Source organism: Olleya sp. KKT75 (genome assembly GCF_055635485.1).
The window spans coordinates 354,850-369,837 of sequence record NZ_CM145759.1; the positions used below are offsets into that span (position 1 = coordinate 354,850).

Here is a 14,988-nt window from a genome sequence, read left to right on the forward strand (position 1 = left end):
AACTAAACACAATGAAAACAATAGCCGGGCTAATTATAACATTTAATGAAGAGAAACATATTGAGAAATTGATTAATAACATCTCATTTGTAGACCAAATTATTGTAGTAGATTCTTTTAGTACCGATGCTACCTTAGAAAAAACAGCAAAATTTAGCAATGTAACAGTAATACAACATAAATTTAAAAATTTTGCAGAACAGCGTAATTTTGCTTTAAAGCAGGTAACTCAAGATTGGGTACTATTTATTGATGCAGACGAAAGGATAACCAAACCATTACAAAAAGAAATAATTACAACTATCAATAGCGACACTTCTATTTCTGGTTACATGGTAAAACGTTTATTCTACTTTAAAAATAAACGCATTAGGTTTAGTGGTTTTCAAACAGATACGACCTACCGCTTATTCCAGACCAATAAAGTATCTTATATCCAAGATAAAATAGTACATGAAATGCCGAAAATTGAAGGAGAAACTGGTCTTTTAAAAAACAATATGCTACATTATAGCTTTGCTAGCGCAGCCCATTACAAGTCAAAAATGGAGCATTATGCTAAACTTAAAGCGTTAGAACTAAGCAAAAAAGGAAAGACAACCAATATCTTTAATTTACACTTTAGACCACTATACAAGTTTATTGTCAATTATATTTTTAGACTAGGTTTCTTAGATGGTAAAGAAGGCTTTACGCTATGCTACTTAAGTGCCTATGGTGTTTACTTTAGATACAAAACATTAAAAACATTAAATCATTAACGTGTCCAAAATTTAAGTTTCTTTTTTAAACGTTTCTTACGATAAAACTTTTCTTGAAAAGCTTCAGTCTCTTTCCACATTAAATTAAAAATCTTGTCATAATCAGCACCAGAACATTTTGCGTACTCATCACTCATAATTTTAACCATACTTTTATGAATGGTTAATCTTGCAAAGTTTTTAATACGTACATCAAGGCTTAAATCCTTAAACTGCATTCTATTTAAATCGACTAGATAAAACTGATAGTCCTCTCCTACTTTTTTTATTAATGTATTTCCAGGAGAATGATCTAAAAACAAAATATTATTTTCGTGTAGGTTAAATGTAAACCTAGTAAAAGCTCTTAAAATAGTTTCGTAATCTGGTATATTAAAATCTTTAGTTAAATCTCGATAAGTATAATCGCAATCTAATTGTTGACTAACATAGTAGCTTTTTTTAAATAAAAAAGTGCTCATTTCTTCATAAAAGGCAACAGGTTGTGGTGTTCCAATATTTAATGCTTTAAGTTTATTAGCATAAATAAACGAGCGCTGTGCTTTACTTTTTCTAAAAAAACGATACGCTACTTGGTTAATAAAATTAGGAATCCTAAAAGATTTTACATTTACAATATAACCTTGCAAATCAAACGTTTTTAAAGTATTACGTTCTTGATCGCCAAAGGGCGTTCCTTTAGTTTCAAAATTAACAAAAATGTCATCTAAAACTGATTCGTTTATTTTAAAGTCTGGATGTACTTGTCTATTTGTTTTCACTTTTATCTTTGTTAATTCCATTGTCACACCACGTTACATTGTTTTTTATAGTCTGTAACTCAATACTATTATTTTTCTCTAAATTATTTTTAGGTTTTTCAAAGTGATAAATATGAAAAACAATCGCTTTGTATCTTATTCGTCTTGAAATAACCCCATTATTCAATAATCGCAATGCGAAATCAGAATCCTCACGACCCCAACCTTCAAAATCTTCGTTGTAACCATTAATAGCCAAAGCATCCGTTTTAAAATAAGACGTATTACATCCTCTATATTTTTTAGAAAACTCTCGACTAGATTTATAAAAATGGCTAAGAAAAGGAATATGAATCGCTCTAGTGCGTTTCTTAATTCCTTTAGACAAAAATGAAAAATTAATACCTTTTCTTTTAAACAATGAATCTAAAAACGTTTTTTTTATGGTAACACGACTACCAAAAAGATACTGGCTTGGTTTTGCTAAAGACAAATGATCTTTAACAAAATGTCTATGCAAAATACAATCTCCATCCACCTGTAAAATATAATCTCCTGTAGATTCTACTATGGCTCTATTTAAAACTTTTGCTTTTCTAAACCCTATATCTTCTTGCCAAAGATGAAGAACCGTAATTGTTGTTTTAGACTTAAAGGCATCTATAACCACTTTAGTTGTTTTAGTAGACCCATCATCCGCAATAATAACTTGATCTGGAAGTTTTGACTGGTTTAAAACGCTTTTCAAAACTAAACTTAATGCTTCGGGCCAATTGTATGTTGATATAATTAAGGTATTAGTCATTTTTAAAATAGCCTTCAAATTTAACGTCCTTCTTCTTTTTAAAAAGTCCCAAATGCTTAAAATATTGTCCTATATTTTTTTTAAACAAATAAAATTTAGAGTGACACATTCTAGGATTAGCTTTTATAATTTTCTCTATTTTCTTTAAATCTTTAGTATTAAAATAACCTAAAGACTTCCAAAGCTTAGGATCTAAATAAAAGGTGTCTTTTATTGTTTTATAATTATTTTTATTTGCCTTTTTCCACTTATCAAAAAACTGATTATTAAATTGATGGCTATGCCCCCAATTTTTAAATTTAAAACGCAGCTCTTCCTCTGTTCTAGATAAACATTCATGTAAAAGCACATTGTTGGTGTAAATAATGCGTTCTTTAGTTTTTCTAGCGGTTTTGTAATTAGGATAATTTGTAGCCAAAAACACTTTTGTAGGCTGTTTAACATACAGCAATCCATCCTCCAAATATTTATAGATATTAATTAAAAATCCTGCTATCTGAATTGGGTTTTCCTTTGGATTATCTAAGTACTTATCATGATGTCTTAATGTTTTTACAAACTTTTCAAAACCAATAAAAATCTCGTCAGAATCCACTTGTATTAGCCAATTACCAATCCCCATTTTTAATGCTAATAAATGACGTTCTCTTGTATCATTCTGGATAGCATTTAATTCTGGAATGTAAAAATCAGCTCTATAAACTTCAATCTTATTATCCTTGTCAAAACTAGTTAACCATTCAAAAAAACTATGATCCACCTCAAAGGACATTCCTGTCCAAGTACGCTGTTTGTGGTCTAATGCAAGGTAGATTTTATCCGCTTGATCATAAACTGGAGGAATGGATAGTTTTAACTTTTCGTAGTCATAAGACATCAAAAAGCCAACAACAATGTTTTTCATTATAAATTATTAGTCAAACAAATCTAACAAATAATAAAAACTTAAGTGAGTCAATCTGTTGGTTTTATTTATTTTTACCGAAAATTACTACATGGACGTTTCTATAATTATTATTAATTACAACTCTTCAAGCTATACGATTGGTTGTATTGACTCCATATACAAATATACCAAAGGATTAAATTTTGAAATAATTGTAGTAGATAACGACTCGAAAACAGAAGATTTAAACGTAGTAGAAAATCACTTAAAACAAATTGATTTTACGTTAATAAAAAGCACAGAAAACTTAGGATTTGGAGGTGGAAACCATTTAGGCTTCCAACACTCTAAAGGTAAACATATCGCTTTTGTAAATAACGACGCAGAACTAACCGAAAACGCTCTATTACAACTACTAACCTATAGTCAATCAAAACCCGCTACAGGTTGTATTGGCTTAAAACAAGTAGACGAAAACGGGAAAATTTTTAAATATAGTTACCGACAGTTTATAGATTTAAAGTATCATTTATTTGACCAGAAAAAACCTGTAAAATATTACAGTAAATTACACAAATCAGATTTATCAGAGCCCTTTACTGTTGATTTAGTTTCTGGTGCATTTATGTTTTTTAAAAGAGAAGCATATGAAAAGTGTGGCGGTTTTGATCCTAAAATATTTTTATTTTATGAAGAAATGGATATTTGTCTTCGGTTAAAAAAACAAGGTTATTTTACAGAGTTTTATCCTAAAGCCTCATTTATACATTATATGGGAAAAAGCAGCGGTAATATCGCTTTAAAACGAGAATTTACAGTATCCTATCTTTACGTAATAAAGAAAAACTACAGTACAACTTATTATCAATTTTTACGCTTTATTTTAACACTTAAATATGGGGTGAAAAGCATTTTTAAACCTAAAAAACATTTAGTTCCTTTTAAAATAGTCTTAAAAGGTGGTGATCCTTTACGTTTTTCTATGAGAGTTAAGGGTTAACTATTTGTAGTATTTGCGCTTCTGTGGTTGCTAATGAAAATGGTTTTAAAATACCTTGACAACTATCACTAGCTGCATCCCAAAGTGCTTTATTTGTGTATAAAGCAACTATTTTATGAGCTATTTCCTCTGCTGAATTTGCAATCATTATTTCTTGCTGATTTTCAAAATCAAAACCTTCTGCACCTACATCTGTAGTTACCAATGGTAAGCTATGCTCTAAACTTTGTCCTATTTTACCTTTAATACCTGCCCCAAAACGTAAAGGAGCAACAAACAACTTAGCAGAGTTTAATGTCACATTAATATTATCCACAAAACCCAAAAGGTTAAATCTATTCGAGGCCAATGCTTTTATATCTTCGGTAATATAACTACCTACAATATTAACTTTTACTTCTGGCAAAGTTTGCCAAACTAAGGGCATAATATTTTGCTTTAAATATTTGACAGCATCATTATTGGGGTCATGTCTAAAACTTCCAACAAACAAAATATCTTTTCTGTTTTCAAAAACTGTAAAATCAGAATTCTTGTCTACATGTTGATGTATATTACTTATCAACACAACTTTTTCACTAGCATTAAAATGTTGTTTAAGTAATTGTTTATCTGTTTTAGAGATAGCAATAACAGTATCTGCTAACTTACAATTCTCTAATTCAATTTTAAGAAATTTTTCAGCTTCAATCTTTAGAGCCTGATTACCACTTAACTCATACTCTCTTAACAATCTAACATAATGAAAATCCACCATATCAAATACTAATCTTACATTTGGGTTAGCAACTTTAATTAACGTATGAAATTTGTTAAAAATCATTGGTCTGTGCAACCACGCAATAGTTATTTTTGGAGCAATAAACTGTATAAATCTTTCTTTTGTAACAAGCTTACCACGACTATCTACACTAGGTTGATAAACATTAACACCCAAATCTATAAACTTTTTAAGGTAATCGCTCTTATACTTGTATTGTTTTAAGTCTGCAACCAAAAATACTGATACGTTATTTTTTAGCAGTAATTTTATAATTTCGGTTAAGCGTCTAGAACCAGAATCCTTATTAAATTCTGGAATAATCTCATCAATAATTAAAACGTTTTTTTTAGAAAAAGTAAAATCATGTATGTCAAATGTCTGCTTTTCTTTTTTTAACCTTTTGGTTAATAAAGAGATTTTGTACTTGTTTTTAAGCGATTTAAAACTCATCTTAGATTTGAATTTAATTTAGTGTACACCGATTGTTTTGAAAAAGACTGTTTAAAAAAATCTCTTGCCAGTTGACTTTGCTTGTCATACATTTTTTTGTCAGTTAATAATTGTTCTATAAATGTAGCAAACTCAGTTTCAGAATTTGTAACTAGGCAACCATTATTTGTTTTATTTAAAAGTCCGTCTAATCCTCTCTCGTTACAAACTACAGGTATAGCATAAGATAACGCTTCCACCAATTTAATTTTTAAACCAGTACCTGTTATCATTGGACATATGGATACTTTTGAAGCTTGGTATAAATCTGATAAATCCTCAACATAAGTATGTTTTATAACATTAGTAAAATCCGGAATAACTTGACTAATTTTCCCAACGACTGTAATAGTTATGTCCTTATTTAATAAAGGGTATACGTTGTCAAAAAACCAATGTGCTGCTTTAACATTGTGGCTGTTATCACTTGCTACGTAAATTAAATCTATGCTTTTCTCTTGATTGTTATCCGAAGATTTGTCTTCTAGTGCATGAGGTGCTAATTTAACTTTATCTCCTAAAAATTGTGAATACAAATAATGTTCTTCTGATGAAATTGACCAAACATCATCAAAATCATTTAACAACTGGATTTCATTATTAAAATACATTCCTAAATTAAATTGCTTATGATTTTGAAACTGTGACGTCAAAAAATCATGTGTATCAACTACTGTTTTTGAATTAGTTGTATTTAAATATTTTAAAAAACCATGATAGTATGCGTAGGATATAATGATAATATCATAGGTTTTATCTTTTGTAATTGAAGCTAATTCTTCACCTTGACCAAATCTAATCCTGTTAAAGGCCGAAACTTTATTTTTAAATAGATTGTTGATTTTTCGTTTTAAACTAAATATTGAATATTTAATTCCGCTTCGTTTATTCCTTTTTAAAAGCCAACCATTTGTAATTAAATGCTTGTTTTTTAAAGTAGCTAAATGTGCATTTGTAAAATTTTCTTTATGTGGTTGCTCTAAAGACACTAAATCTACTTGATAGTTTTGTGCTTTAAAATATTCCAACAAGCAAAAAGCTCTAGCATTGTTTCCTTGATGTTTTAGTAACGGATTTTCTGGATAGAAGAAAAGTATTTTTTTCATTTATTTAAATATTTTCTTGAATTGATATTTCATTTGAATGAAAACATTTTTCTCTAATTTTCTTATTTTTTTGAGTTGTGTCTTAATTTCTTTATCCTTTTGTTCTAAATTATTTAATAATTTTAAAGTCTTAACTTCTTTATCTAAAAAGTTATCAGTTATAGTTTGTAATCTATTTTTAATCTTATTACCAATAGAATTTTGAGATAAATAGGTGAGTATATCTGCTTTACTTTTTTCTGACAAGTTGCTAAACAAAATGTTATCTTCTACTAAATTTTTCATTAAAAAAGACGCATGATTAACATCAGGATCTGCAAACAAATAGCCTTTTTTAGTTAAACCATAATCCTCACTTACAGGTATCAATTTATATTTCACTAAAAGACTATTATTGACATTCATGTACTCCAAATTACCAGAATAACCGGTGGATATGGTCGGTTTACCATAAGACATAGCCTCTGCCATAGTCAGCCCAAATCCTTCTGATCGTTGTAGTGACACATAAGCGTCAGAAACATTTATTAAACCGTGTAATTCTTCTTTTTCAAAAGAAGCGTTAATCAATTTAATATTTTCGCTCCCTGCTATTGCGTTATCAAGTAATGCTGCTTGCTCAGGAAACATATCTAAATGATGTGTTTTTATGACCAAACATACTTTTGGATTATTAAAGAAAGCTTGTTTAAAAGCTTCAATTGTAGCTAACGGATTTTTACGTTCTAATGAACTAATAGAGTCGAATATAGTTAAAAAAATAAAAACATCTTCGTTTAACGAAAAATGGTCTCGTTTTAAATGACCAGCAATCGATTGAATAGAATGCGGAATTTTTACAACTGGAATTGGAGATGTTATTGATAAGGCTTCTACACAAAAATCACTTGGTACCCATACCTCATCAAAAAACGACAAGTATTTCATAACCTCAATTGGAGGCTCAATAAACTCCCAAGCCCAAAAAACTATGTTATAGTGATTCTCTAAAAATTGCTTATTCGTGTTTTGTATAAAATCTTCAATAAAATTTAAGTTAATATGTATTAGATTTACCTTATAATTTACATCTGTATTTTTATGATTGAAATCATAATTTACAATCTGATTACTATAATTAAAACAGGTAACATTAGTTCCTACACCTACTTTATTTAAAGCTTCAATATTTGTCCTGGCGGCCTCGCTTAAACCGGACAACTCATTAAGGTAACCATAAACATTAACTCCTAAAATATTATTCATAATCCAATTTTATCAAAAACAAAAATAGATATAATTAAGTACCATTTTTCGTTTTCATCTTATATATACTTCCTTTTCGATTAACAAACTCAAAAAAAGCAAAATAGTTAGAGTAAAAGCTACTATTGATTTGTATTTTTGTTACTTAAAAAAAAGTATAAAAAAGCAGCAAGCTTAATTGTCTATTAAATACTTTAATCAAATCTAATTTTACAATTAAAACTAAGAACATAGACTAATGAAGGAGATAATACAAGAAACAATAGAAATCTTAAAACAAGGCGGACTTATACTCTATCCAACAGATACCGTTTGGGGAATTGGTTGCGACGCAACTAACGCTAACGCTGTCCAAAAAATATACAAACTAAAACAACGCCAGGATGATAAATCTTTAATCTGCTTAGTTAATAATTATAGTATGCTAGAAAGACATGTAGACAATGTGCCAAAAATAGCATACACAATTTTAGATATTGCGGACAAACCAACCACTGTAATCTATGATGCCCCAGCTGGTATTGCTGAAAATTTGGTAGCAAAAGACAATACATTAGCAATTAGAATAGTGAATCATGATTTTTGCGAAAAATTGATAAAATATTTTGGAAAACCAATTGTATCCACCTCTGCAAATATAAGTGGTCAACCAACACCAAAATCCTTTAAAGAAATTAGCGAAGCTGTTTTAAAAGGTGTGGATTATGTCGTAAATTTGCACCAACAAAAAAACGGAGGAAATCCTTCTACTATTATAAAACTAAGTAATAGAGGAGAGGTCAAAGTTATCCGCGAGTAAATAGTTTTATGAATTACAAAGAAGCCCTACAAAACCCAATATTTAAATTTATATCTGAAGCCTCTAACAACTTAAATTTAGACAGTTATGTTATTGGTGGATTTGTACGTGATTTTATATTAAAACGAGGTGACGCTAAAGATATTGATGTTGTTGCTGTAGGAAGCGGAATAGAATTAGCTAGAGAAGTTGCTAAACTACTACCAAACAAACCTAAAGTACAAGTTTTTAAAACTTACGGTACAGCCATGCTACGTTATAATGACGTAGAAATAGAATTTGTTGGGGCTAGAAAAGAATCTTACAACGAAGATAGCAGAAACCCAATTGTAGAGAATGGTACGTTACAAGACGACCAAAATCGTCGTGACTTTACAATAAATGCACTTGCTTTAAGCTTATCCGAATCTAATTTTGGAGATCTTTTAGACCCATTTAATGGTGTAGCCGACTTAGAACGAAAAATAATAAAAACACCTTTAAATCCTGATATAACCTATAGTGATGATCCTTTACGTATGATGCGTGCTGTTAGATTTGCTACACAATTAGACTTTATTATTGAAGAGGAATCGTTAAAAGCAATTACCAGAAACAACGAACGCATAAATATCATTACTAAAGAGCGTATTATAGTTGAACTAAATAAAATTATAGAAAGTAAAATACCTTCTAAAGGCTTTTTACTTCTAGAAAAAACTAAGCTTTTAAAACATTTTTTACCAGAGATAACTAATCTTAAGGGTATTGATGAAGTTGAAGGTCAAACTCATAAAGACAACTTTTATCACACGCTAGAAGTAGTAGACAATATTTCTAAAAACACAGACAATGTGTGGTTGCGTTGGGCTGCTTTGTTACATGATATTGGGAAAGCACCAACAAAACGTTTTAGTAAAAAAGTGGGATGGACTTTTCATGGCCATGAGTTTGAAGGTTCAAAAATGGTGTATCACTTATTTAAACGTTTAAAAATGCCATTAAATGACAAAATGAAATTTGTCCAAAAAATGGTATTTATGAGCTCTAGACCTATTGTTTTAGCACAAGATTTAGTAACAGACTCTGCTGTTAGACGCTTAGTTTTTGATGCAGGAGATTACGTTGAAGATTTAATGACGCTTTGCGAAGCTGATATTACTACCAAAAACCCAAAACGATTTGAAAAGTATCACAACAATTTTAAAATTGTTAGAGATAAAATTATAGAAGTAGAAGAGAAAGATCATGTTCGTAATTTTCAACCACCAGTATCGGGAGAAGAAATTATGAAAACGTTTAATTTAAAGCCTTCAAAAGAAATTGGTATCATTAAAGAAGCAATAAAAGAAGCCATTCTTGAAGGAGAAATACCAAACGAGCACGATGCTGCTTTCAATTTAATGATTAAAAAAGGGGAAGCTCTAGGATTAATTAAAAGTTAAAAATCATGTTAGAATTAATTAAAACAAATTCTGAAAACATCGACTTTAAAAATCTAGTTGTAAAACTAGACCGCTTTCTTAAAATCACAGATGGCGATGATCACGATTTTTACAATCAATACAACGGTCTAGATAACATAAAACACGTATTAGTTGCCTACCATGACAAAACGCCTGTTGGTTGCGCAGCGTTTAAACCTTTTGACAACAATACTGTCGAAATTAAACGCATGTTTACCACTGAAGCTGCAAGAGGCAAAGGTGTTGCATCCGCTATTCTAAAACAACTAGAAGTTTGGGCTAAACAATTAAACTACACGCATAGTATCCTAGAAACAGGCATACGACAAATAGAAGCGGTTAATTTTTATAAAAAATGTAATTATCAAATCATCGATAATTACGGTCAATATAAAGGTGTAAAAGAAAGTATATGCTTTAAAAAAGCATTGTAAGTTAAAGAAAAAGCAATATGAAAAAGGACAATAACAAAGTTATCTATTGGCTATTAACGGGTTGTTTATTAATTTTTATAATGGTCATTGTTGGTGGCATCACCCGATTAACACATTCAGGATTAGCCATTTCTAATTACAAACTTATCTCTGGGACTATCCCTCCTATGAATGATGTAGAATGGCAAGAGGCTTTTGACTTATACAAGCAGTTTCCTGAATACCAAAAACTAAACAATCATTTTAATATTGAAGAATTTAAGGACATTTACTTCTGGGAATGGATCCATCGTGTTATTGGGCGTTTTATTGGATTAGTATTTTTCTTTCCGTTTTTATATTTTTTAATTACCAAGCAACTAACAGGACCTACCATAAAAAAATCGATAGGATTAATGTGCCTAGGTGCTTTACAAGGCTTTTTAGGTTGGTACATGGTTAAAAGCGGTTTGGTTGACAGACCAGACGTTAGCCATTATAGGTTAGCCATGCACTTAACAACTGCATTTATAACCTTTGCTGTCACCTTTTGGGTCGCACTAGATTTGATATTCCCGTTTGACAAAATTGTAAATACAAGGTTTAAAAGATTAGTGCAAGCAGGTATGTTAGTGTTAATTATTCAGATAATCTATGGTGCTTTTGTTGCAGGATTAGATGCTGGATGGGTACACAACCATTGGCCAATGATGAGCGAAGGAAAATTAATTCACGAAAGTGTATATTTAGAAAGAGAAACTCTATTTGCTAATTTAACAGAAGGTAAAAGCGGTGTGCAATTTGTGCACAGAACCTTGGCATATGTTGTAGTACTATTTATTGTTTTAATATTTTTTAAAGGAAAAAAATATATCGAAACCAACTACCAACGTAAAGCGCTTAATTTATTAATGTATCTCGTGTTTTTTCAATTTACATTAGGGGTTTTTACCTTATTATTACAAGTTCCTGTTTGGTTAGGTGTTGCCCATCAAGTAGGTGCGTTTTTATTGCTATCCGCAATGACATTTACGTTACACCGTTTTAGTAAATAACAGCTAAAAGCACTATCTTTACACACTTATTTTTTTATTATGATTTACAGATTCAGAGTTATATTAGACAACGATACCAAAGAAGATATCTTCAGAGATTTTGAAATTCGCGAAAGCGATACTATGGAAGACCTACATAATGTTATCACACAATGTTTTGGCTTTGAAGGTAATGAAATGGCTTCTTTTTATTTAAGTGATGACGAGTGGAATCAAGGTGAAGAAATTAGCCTTTTTGACATGAGTGATGGATTAAACGAGGTTAGATTAATGAATGAAACCTCTTTATCTGATACTGTACACGAAGCACAAACAAAATTAATTTACGTTTACGACTTTATGAGTATGTGGACCTTTTTTGTTGAATTAGCTGAAATTGTTGAAGTTGCCGAAGGTGTAGACTACCCTAACCTAATGTACGTTCAAGGTCAAGTACCTACTGAAGCACCTGAAAAAGTGTTTGAAGCAGAGAAAGATGAATTTGAAGACGAATTAGAGGACGATGATTTTAATATTGACGATTATGATAATTTAGACTTTGAAGAAAACTGGAATTAAAAATCCTGAGTATTCATATCTTCATAATTACGTTTAACAAAGTTTAGTGCGTTTTTCAAAATTTCGCCCATATTTTTACTTTTCTTAAATTCTAAATCTAACGTGTGATCGTATATTTTAGACTTTAGAAGTTCTATATTGGCTGTATTTGATATTTCGTCATTAACCATGCAATCAAGTAATTGGGCAATACGGTCGTTATAACTTATCATACGTTTTGCAACTATAGAACGTTCTTCAATTTTATATTGATCTATAGATTCTTGAGTAAACTTTTTAGCGACTAGTTGTACTAATTTTAAATTTTCCTTAAAAAACTGAGGTCGGTAGACCTTAAACTTCCCTTCGTAGCATTGTTGGTCAAAATCAATAGCTCTAATTTTAAACACAACGTGATCAAAATCATGCGTTGGTACAATTACGTAATTATAAGCACGCATATCCCCTAGTAATCTAATCATGCAACGCTCGTTAAACTTAACAAACTCTTTTGCAATCTGAGATTTTTCACGTTCTGAACAATCTGGTAAATTATTTTTTATAAACTCGTCACCAGGTATTCCCGCAATATGCTCCTCTATTAAAGTGTTACCGTGCACCATAAAGTTTAACTGATATGGAGACAACATCTGCTCTAACTCTAAGCCGTAAATACGGGAAGCATCGGCTTTTTTGACATAAAAATAGGTGTAATTGTCATTTATAATATTCCTGATTTTTACTCTAAAAGGTTTAGAATTTCCAAAAGTACAATAGTCTATGGCATCAATATTTAAAAAGGCGTTAGCAGTAACATTTCCATCAGAGTGGAGTCTACTGTAAACCTTTTTTAAACTAAGATCAATTTCTTCTCTATCAAATTCGCTAAAATACACACGTACCCAAAGCGTATCATTATCATCTTTATCATAAACCGTTATGGCACCCTGAAAACGCAATAAATCGTCATATAGAATAGTTATTTTAGAGTTACGGTTGTACTCTGTTAAATACTTATTCAATCTATCGCTAATTGGGTAAGACGGTTTTTTCTTCGAAATTTTTAAATCTTTCATAAATTTATCTGTTCTCAAATTTATAAACTATATTTTAATTTGTAACATTTTTAACAATCTATCGTCTTACTATTAAACCAATCAAAAAACCACACATCTTGGAAACTATTCTTAGCATTAGTAATCTTACTAAAAAGTATGGCAATTTAACCGCTGTCAATAATTTATCCTTTACAATTCAAAAAGGTAACGTTTATGGTATTTTAGGACCAAACGGAAGTGGAAAATCAACCACTTTGGGTGTTACCTTAAATGTTGTCAACGCTACTAGCGGAAACTTTAGTTGGTTTGGAGGAGACACCACTACACATGAAGCATTAAAAAGAGTTGGAGCTATTATTGAGCGTCCAAACTTTTACCCTTATATGTCTGCATACAAAAACTTAAAATTAGTATGTAAAATTAAAGAAATCAGTGAAGATAAAATTAACGAAAAACTAGAATTAGTAGGTCTTTTAGACCGAAAAGACAGTAAGTTTAAAACGTTTTCTTTAGGGATGAAACAGCGCCTAGCAATTGCATCCGCTTTACTTAACGATCCTGAAATTTTAATTTTAGACGAGCCCACAAACGGTTTAGACCCCCAAGGTATACATCAAATTAGAGCAATAATACAAGACATAGCCAGTCAAGGTACTACCATTTTATTAGCGTCTCATTTATTGGACGAAGTAGAAAAAGTGTGCTCTCATGTTGTCGTACTTAGAAAAGGTGAAAAATTATATGAAGGTCCTGTAGATCAAATGATATCAAGCAACGGTTTTTTTGAATTAAAAAGCGAAAATACTGATGACTTAATTAACTATCTAGAAGCGCATCCAAATATTAAAAGCACCAAAATTCTGGAAGGTTTAGTAACTGCTTTTATTGATCAACCAATGTCTGCTGCTGCTTTTAACAAAGAGCTATTAGAAAAAGGCATTTTATTATCTCACTTAGTATTGAGAAAAGAAAGTTTAGAAGAACAATTCCTTCAACTTACAGACGATCTAAACGACGCTAACTAACCACTACCTTAACAAACCGCAATCATGTTTCGACTATTATCCATAGAATTACAAAAATTACTAGAAAACAGAAGTAGTAAAATACTTATCTTTTTTTCTTTTATACTGCCCTTTTTTATAATATTATTATCGTCATTTAAAATCAATTTTTTCGGCTTATTCACGATAGATTTAGGAAGCGTTGGTATTTTTGACTTTCCATACATTTGGCACATAACAACTTTTTTTACAGCCCAATTCAAACTGTTTTTTGCTATTGTTGTAGTAAGTATGATTGGTAATGAATATAGCAATAAAACGATTAAGCAAAACCTAATTGATGGTTTAAGCAAGAAAGAATTTATACTCTCCAAATTTATTGCAATTGTCTTTTTTGCTTTGGTATCCACGTTATTAATTGGACTAATTACTTTATGTATTGGATTGTATTACTCCGGAGATACGGAAGCCTATTACATGCATAGCGAAATTATATTTTTATTAGCCTATTTTGTTAAGCTTGTTGGCTTCTTTAGTTTATGTCTTTTTCTAGCCGTATTAGTCAAACGATCAGCATTTGCGCTTGGTTTTATGTTTATCCTTTTTATTTTAGAATGGATTGTATATGCGATACTAGCAAAAAACTATGATGATGACATAGCAACTAACATCCAAAATTATTTCCCATTAAAATCCATGTGGAAATTAATAGACGAGCCCTTTAGACGTATTGTATTAATGAAGTCGCCAGAAAAAACAGAACTCCTTTATGACTATGCTGTGCATTGGAACGAAATAGGGATTGTTGTGGTTTGGACTGCTCTATTTATATACGGGTCATACAAACTATTACAAAAACGAGACTTGTAGGAATTATAATAC

16 protein-coding genes are annotated in these 14,988 nt (G+C 30.5%); 9 read left to right on the forward strand and 7 right to left on the reverse strand.

The window, feature by feature from the left end; genetic code table 11:
• Positions 1-11: 11 nt before the first annotated feature.
• On the forward strand, positions 12-761 hold the full coding sequence (locus ACZ2G2_RS01615) for a glycosyltransferase family 2 protein (RefSeq protein WP_470393653.1): 750 nt from the start codon (positions 12-14) through the stop codon (positions 759-761).
• On the opposite strand, the gene ACZ2G2_RS01620 is transcribed toward ACZ2G2_RS01615, so the two are convergent.
• Genes ACZ2G2_RS01620 through ACZ2G2_RS01630 form a run of 3 tightly spaced genes read right to left on the reverse strand, consistent with a single transcriptional unit; the run spans position 758 to position 3,210 of the window.
• Positions 758-1,522, reverse strand: coding sequence for a lipopolysaccharide kinase InaA family protein (locus ACZ2G2_RS01620; protein WP_470393655.1), 765 nt, complete (start codon positions 1,520-1,522; stop codon positions 758-760). The two genes, ACZ2G2_RS01615 and ACZ2G2_RS01620, sit on opposite strands and share 4 nt — an antisense overlap.
• A complete protein-coding gene (locus ACZ2G2_RS01625) occupies positions 1,509-2,306 on the reverse strand; it encodes a glycosyltransferase family 2 protein (RefSeq protein ID WP_470393657.1) in 798 nt (265 codons plus the stop codon). The genes ACZ2G2_RS01620 and ACZ2G2_RS01625 overlap by 14 nt, the downstream gene beginning before the upstream one ends.
• Complete coding sequence (locus ACZ2G2_RS01630) at positions 2,299-3,210, reverse strand: hypothetical protein (protein WP_470393659.1); 912 nt, start codon at positions 3,208-3,210, stop codon at positions 2,299-2,301. The genes ACZ2G2_RS01625 and ACZ2G2_RS01630 overlap by 8 nt, the downstream gene beginning before the upstream one ends.
• Positions 3,211-3,301: 91 nt before the next feature.
• Here ACZ2G2_RS01630 and ACZ2G2_RS01635 point away from each other — a divergent pair, with 91 nt between their 5' ends.
• Positions 3,302-4,192: a glycosyltransferase family 2 protein gene (locus ACZ2G2_RS01635; protein WP_470393661.1), complete on the forward strand. Its 891-nt coding sequence runs from the start codon at positions 3,302-3,304 to the stop codon at positions 4,190-4,192.
• Here the strand turns inward: ACZ2G2_RS01635 and ACZ2G2_RS01640 are convergent.
• The 3 genes from ACZ2G2_RS01640 to ACZ2G2_RS01650 are packed head-to-tail and all read right to left on the reverse strand — an operon-like array spanning position 4,182 to position 7,795.
• The gene (locus ACZ2G2_RS01640; protein ID WP_470393662.1) at positions 4,182-5,405 is read right to left on the reverse strand and encodes a glycosyltransferase; all 1,224 of its coding nucleotides are present in this window, start codon (positions 5,403-5,405) and stop codon (positions 4,182-4,184) included. The two genes, ACZ2G2_RS01635 and ACZ2G2_RS01640, sit on opposite strands and share 11 nt — an antisense overlap.
• Positions 5,402-6,550 carry a glycosyltransferase gene (locus tag ACZ2G2_RS01645; RefSeq protein ID WP_470393664.1) on the reverse strand — a complete coding sequence of 383 codons (1,149 nt, stop codon included), beginning with the start codon at positions 6,548-6,550 and terminating at the stop codon, positions 5,402-5,404. Before ACZ2G2_RS01645 ends, ACZ2G2_RS01640 begins: the two co-directional genes overlap by 4 nt.
• Positions 6,551-7,795, reverse strand: coding sequence for a glycosyltransferase (locus ACZ2G2_RS01650; protein ID WP_470393666.1), 1,245 nt, complete (start codon positions 7,793-7,795; stop codon positions 6,551-6,553).
• A gap of 238 nt (positions 7,796-8,033) precedes the next feature.
• On the opposite strand from ACZ2G2_RS01650, the gene ACZ2G2_RS01655 reads away from it, so the two are divergent.
• Genes ACZ2G2_RS01655 through ACZ2G2_RS01675 form a run of 5 tightly spaced genes read left to right on the forward strand, consistent with a single transcriptional unit; the run spans position 8,034 to position 12,065 of the window.
• A complete protein-coding gene (locus tag ACZ2G2_RS01655) occupies positions 8,034-8,594 on the forward strand; it encodes an L-threonylcarbamoyladenylate synthase (RefSeq protein ID WP_090839067.1) in 561 nt (186 codons plus the stop codon).
• 8 nt (positions 8,595-8,602) lie between these two features.
• Entirely contained in the window at positions 8,603-10,018 is a 1,416-nt protein-coding gene (locus ACZ2G2_RS01660; protein ID WP_090839064.1) for a CCA tRNA nucleotidyltransferase, read from the forward strand.
• A 5-nt stretch (positions 10,019-10,023) separates the two neighbouring features.
• Entirely contained in the window at positions 10,024-10,473 is a 450-nt protein-coding gene (locus ACZ2G2_RS01665) for a GNAT family N-acetyltransferase (RefSeq protein WP_470393668.1), read from the forward strand.
• Between the two features lie 17 nt (positions 10,474-10,490).
• A complete protein-coding gene (locus ACZ2G2_RS01670) occupies positions 10,491-11,507 on the forward strand; it encodes a COX15/CtaA family protein (RefSeq protein WP_470393669.1) in 1,017 nt (338 codons plus the stop codon).
• A gap of 39 nt (positions 11,508-11,546) precedes the next feature.
• A complete protein-coding gene (locus ACZ2G2_RS01675; protein ID WP_090839056.1) occupies positions 11,547-12,065 on the forward strand; it encodes an IS1096 element passenger TnpR family protein in 519 nt (172 codons plus the stop codon).
• On the opposite strand, the gene ACZ2G2_RS01680 is transcribed toward ACZ2G2_RS01675, so the two are convergent.
• Entirely contained in the window at positions 12,062-13,120 is a 1,059-nt protein-coding gene (locus ACZ2G2_RS01680; RefSeq protein ID WP_101203073.1) for a hypothetical protein, read from the reverse strand. The two genes, ACZ2G2_RS01675 and ACZ2G2_RS01680, sit on opposite strands and share 4 nt — an antisense overlap.
• Positions 13,121-13,218: 98 nt before the next feature.
• On the opposite strand from ACZ2G2_RS01680, the gene ACZ2G2_RS01685 reads away from it, so the two are divergent.
• Positions 13,219-14,127, forward strand: a complete 909-nt coding sequence (locus ACZ2G2_RS01685) for an ABC transporter ATP-binding protein (RefSeq protein ID WP_470393670.1) — start codon at positions 13,219-13,221, stop codon at positions 14,125-14,127.
• Between the two features lie 24 nt (positions 14,128-14,151).
• Positions 14,152-14,976, forward strand: a complete 825-nt coding sequence (locus ACZ2G2_RS01690) for an ABC transporter permease (protein WP_090839050.1) — start codon at positions 14,152-14,154, stop codon at positions 14,974-14,976.
• Positions 14,977-14,988: the final 12 nt, after the last annotated feature.

Excerpts from the sequence above, each read along its gene's own strand:
- ACZ2G2_RS01615 (WP_470393653.1), top strand. The coding sequence starts at position 12 with ATGAAAACAATAGCCGGGCTAATTATAACATTTAATGAAGAGAAACAT.
- ACZ2G2_RS01625 (WP_470393657.1), bottom strand. The coding sequence starts at position 2,306 with ATGACTAATACCTTAATTATATCAACATACAATTGGCCCGAAGCATTA.
- ACZ2G2_RS01630 (WP_470393659.1), bottom strand. The coding sequence starts at position 3,210 with ATGAAAAACATTGTTGTTGGCTTTTTGATGTCTTATGACTACGAAAAG.
- ACZ2G2_RS01635 (WP_470393661.1), top strand. The coding sequence starts at position 3,302 with ATGGACGTTTCTATAATTATTATTAATTACAACTCTTCAAGCTATACG.
- ACZ2G2_RS01640 (WP_470393662.1), bottom strand. The coding sequence starts at position 5,405 with ATGAGTTTTAAATCGCTTAAAAACAAGTACAAAATCTCTTTATTAACC.
- ACZ2G2_RS01645 (WP_470393664.1), bottom strand. The coding sequence starts at position 6,550 with ATGAAAAAAATACTTTTCTTCTATCCAGAAAATCCGTTACTAAAACAT.
- ACZ2G2_RS01650 (WP_470393666.1), bottom strand. The coding sequence starts at position 7,795 with ATGAATAATATTTTAGGAGTTAATGTTTATGGTTACCTTAATGAGTTG.
- ACZ2G2_RS01655 (WP_090839067.1), top strand. The coding sequence starts at position 8,034 with ATGAAGGAGATAATACAAGAAACAATAGAAATCTTAAAACAAGGCGGA.
- ACZ2G2_RS01660 (WP_090839064.1), top strand. The coding sequence starts at position 8,603 with ATGAATTACAAAGAAGCCCTACAAAACCCAATATTTAAATTTATATCT.
- ACZ2G2_RS01665 (WP_470393668.1), top strand. The coding sequence starts at position 10,024 with ATGTTAGAATTAATTAAAACAAATTCTGAAAACATCGACTTTAAAAAT.
- ACZ2G2_RS01670 (WP_470393669.1), top strand. The coding sequence starts at position 10,491 with ATGAAAAAGGACAATAACAAAGTTATCTATTGGCTATTAACGGGTTGT.
- ACZ2G2_RS01675 (WP_090839056.1), top strand. The coding sequence starts at position 11,547 with ATGATTTACAGATTCAGAGTTATATTAGACAACGATACCAAAGAAGAT.
- ACZ2G2_RS01680 (WP_101203073.1), bottom strand. The coding sequence starts at position 13,120 with ATGAAAGATTTAAAAATTTCGAAGAAAAAACCGTCTTACCCAATTAGC.
- ACZ2G2_RS01690 (WP_090839050.1), top strand. The coding sequence starts at position 14,152 with ATGTTTCGACTATTATCCATAGAATTACAAAAATTACTAGAAAACAGA.